The sequence below is a fragment of the Candidatus Planktophila sp. genome (assembly GCF_046070465.1).
Taxonomy (GTDB): domain Bacteria; phylum Actinomycetota; class Actinomycetes; order Nanopelagicales; family Nanopelagicaceae; genus Planktophila.
In genome coordinates this window covers 1-3,307 of sequence record NZ_JBJTMK010000078.1, presented here as the reverse complement: position 1 = coordinate 3,307, position 3,307 = coordinate 1, and the positions used below count along the sequence as shown (strand labels likewise).

The 3,307-nt window shown below is 50.0% G+C and carries 4 protein-coding genes; all 4 read left to right on the top strand.

From position 1 onward, the window contains the following. Positions 1 to 449, top strand: a 449-nt coding sequence (locus tag ACKOVI_RS03540; protein WP_509602652.1) for a TraR/DksA family transcriptional regulator, incomplete at its 5' end; no start/stop codon positions are given. Between the two features lies 1 nt (position 450). After that, complete coding sequence (locus tag ACKOVI_RS03535) at positions 451 to 942, top strand: signal peptidase II (RefSeq protein ID WP_509602651.1); 492 nt, start codon at positions 451 to 453, stop codon at positions 940 to 942. After that, on the top strand, positions 935 to 1,873 hold the full coding sequence (locus ACKOVI_RS03530; RefSeq protein WP_509602650.1) for an RluA family pseudouridine synthase: 939 nt from the start codon (positions 935 to 937) through the stop codon (positions 1,871 to 1,873). Before ACKOVI_RS03535 ends, ACKOVI_RS03530 begins: the two co-directional genes overlap by 8 nt. A 20-nt stretch (positions 1,874 to 1,893) precedes the next feature. Continuing rightward, the coding region (dnaE, locus tag ACKOVI_RS03525; protein ID WP_509602649.1) for a DNA polymerase III subunit alpha at positions 1,894 to 3,307 on the top strand (1,414 nt) is incomplete at its 3' end.

The following is a 3,307-nucleotide window of genomic DNA, read 5'->3' as shown; positions in this document are numbered from 1 at the left end:
GCCCGGTAAAGAGTGGCAAGAAAGTTGCGCCCCTTAAGCCTTTGAAGGCTGCGCCAACCCCAGTGACAGCCGCCGAAGGTGAAGCAGCATGGAGCGCGGCAGCATTGAAATCAATTCGCGCAGAACTTTCAAAAGATCTCCTTCGACTTCAAGCAGAGCTTGCAACAGTTGAAGCTGAGATGCATGAACTCATTTCAGATGCGGGTGATGGTGCTGGCGATGATCAAGCAGATTCAGGAACCAAGACTTTCGAGCGCGAGCACGAGATGTCACTTGTTTACAATGCACGTGACATGGTTCTTCAAACAGAGCGCGCACTCGGTCGCATTGATAATAAGACGTATGGAAATTGTGAAGTATGTGGCTCTCCAATTGGAAAAGCACGTTTACAGGTATTTCCTCGCGCAACTCTCTGCATGATCTGTAAGCAGAAAGAAGAGCGGCGCTAAGGTGCGCCGAACTTCACTCGTTCAGCGCCTCTTCTTACTTGCCACTTTTGTTTGGGCGCTCGATTTCCTCACCAAAAATTGGGCAATAGCTAATCTCTCGTCATCGCCCCGCAAAGTAATTGGTTCATTTCTCCAGCTGACACTTCTTCGTAATCCTGGTGCTGCGTTTAGTATGGCGACCGGTTTCACCATTATCTTCACTTCAATCTCGATTTTTGTCGCACTCTTTATTGCGCGCTACGCATCTCGCATCACATCAAGCGGATGGACATATGTCGCTGGTCTCGTTCTTGGGGGAGTCCTCGGCAATCTCACCGATCGCATCTTCCGCGAGCCTGGCTTGCTCTATGGACATGTCATCGACTGGATTGAACTGCCCCATTGGCCGATCTTTAATATCGCAGATACATCGATATCTATTGCAGCTACAATCGCTATCCTTCTCACTGTTCGCAATATCTCCCCAACATCACAGTCAGGATCTCATGAGTAGAGACCACCGCACGCTTATCGTGCCGGAAGGCGTCGCTGGCGAACGTATTGATAGTGCGCTGACTCGCGTCCTTGGGTTATCTCGTACTTCAATTGTGAAATTACTCGAAGATGGCGATATCCGCAGTGATGGCAAAGCTTTATCGAAATCAGAGCGAGTCACCGCAGGGCAGATGATTGATGTTCTGATGCCAGAGCAAATCAACGCTGATCCCATTCCTTTGACTCCACTCGAAGGATTAACAATTGTCTATAACGATGATGAAATCGTTGTCGTAGATAAGCCGGTCGGATGCGCTGCACATCCTGCGCCAGGATGGACTGGACCAACGGTGATTGGAGCGCTCCTTGCAGCGGGTTACACAATTTCGACAAGTGGACCTGCAGAACGTGCGGGCATTGTTCATCGCCTCGATGCCGGCACAAGCGGATTGATGATTGTTGCCAAGACCGATCGCGCATATCTCAAACTTAAAGAGATGTTTCGTGATCACGATGTCGAGAAGACATATCACGCACTTGTGCAGGGGCATATGGATCCTTCAGAGGGAACCATCGATGCACCTATCGACCGCCACCCCACACAAGATCATCGCTTTGCAGTAGTTGCAGATGGCAAAGAGAGCATTACTCATTACCACGTTATCGAGTACTACCGTTCGGTCTCGATGGTGAAAGTGGAACTTGAGACAGGCCGTACGCACCAGATTCGTGTGCACTTCTCGGCGCTCGGTCATCCACTCGTGGGGGATACGACCTACGGCGCAGATCCAGTCTTAGGTAAATCACTTGCGATGCGCAGACCGTGGTTGCACGCATTAGAGCTCCGCTTTAGCCACCCGGTCAGCGGCGAGGCACTTGTTCTTACAGCTCCATATCCACCTGACCTTCAGGCTTCTCTGGCGTTGCTTTCGGAGGCAGTTCTGCCATAACGGGATAAGGTGCTCCCATAATGTCATCTGAAGATCAATCAGCTTCACGGGCATCGACGCAAGACTCGTTTGTACATCTTCATGTGCATACTGAGTACTCGATGCTCGATGGTGCCGCGCGTGTAAGCGAACTCGTTAAAGAGGTAGCGCGTCAAGAGATGCCAGCGATTGCAATGACAGATCACGGAAATGTCTTCGGTGCATTCGATTTTTATAAGCAGGCCACAAAGGCCGGTGTTAAACCCATTATCGGCATCGAAGCATATGTAGCTCCAGAGTCACGCCACGATAAGAAGCGCATCCAGTGGGGCGATGGCGGCGAAGATGATGTTTCTGGCGGTGGCGCATATACCCACATGACAATCTTGGCTGAAAACAATCAAGGCCTCGGAAATCTCTTCAGACTTTCATCATTGGCCTCACTCGAAGGTTATTACTACAAGCCACGTATGGATCGCGAGCTCCTAAGCAAATATGCCGATGGACTCATTGCAACAACTGGTTGCCCTGGTGGAGAAATTCAAACTCGTCTCCGCATGGGCAAATATAAGGAGGCGCTCCGCGCAGCAAGCGATTACCGAGATATCTTCGGCGCCACCAACTTCTTCCTTGAACTCATGGATCACGACATTGAGATTGAGAATCGCGTCAAAGCAGATTTGATGAAGCTTGGTAAAGATCTCAAACTTCCACTTCTTGCTACCAATGATCTGCACTACACACACCATGAAGATGCAGATGCGCACGCTGCGCTGCTCTGTGTTCAATCTGGCTCTACATTGGCAGATCCAAAGCGATTTAAATTCGATAACTCTGAGTTCTATGTCAAAACTGCAGCACAGATGCGCGAACTCTTTAAAGAGACTCCTGAGGCATGCGATAACACATTGTTGATTGCAGAGCGTTGCAACGTCACGCTGCGCGAAGGTGAAAATCTCATGCCGCGCTTTGATGTCCCCAAGGGCGAGACAGAAGATTCATGGCTGCGTTCAGAGTCCATGCGTGGCCTGGCTGAAAAACTTGGCGACCGAATCACGGAAGAGCATAAAAATAGGTTGGAGTACGAACTCGGCGTGATGATCACGATGGGGTTCCCTGGTTACTTCCTTGTAGTTGCCGACCTCTGTAACCATGCACGAAAAGTTGGGATTCGTGTTGGGCCTGGTCGTGGATCCGCAGCAGGTTCACTTGTTGCATACGCACTTGGTATTACAGGGCTCGACCCAATCGAACACGGACTCTTGTTCGAGCGATTCTTGAATCCAGAACGTATCTCCATGCCCGATATCGACTTGGACTTCGACGAACGTCGACGCTCTGAAATGATTCGTTATGCAACAGAGAAGTACGGTGAAGATCGAGTTGCTCAGATCATTACCTACGGAACCATCAAATCTAAACAAGCGCTTAAAGATTCGACTCGCGTACTTGGAT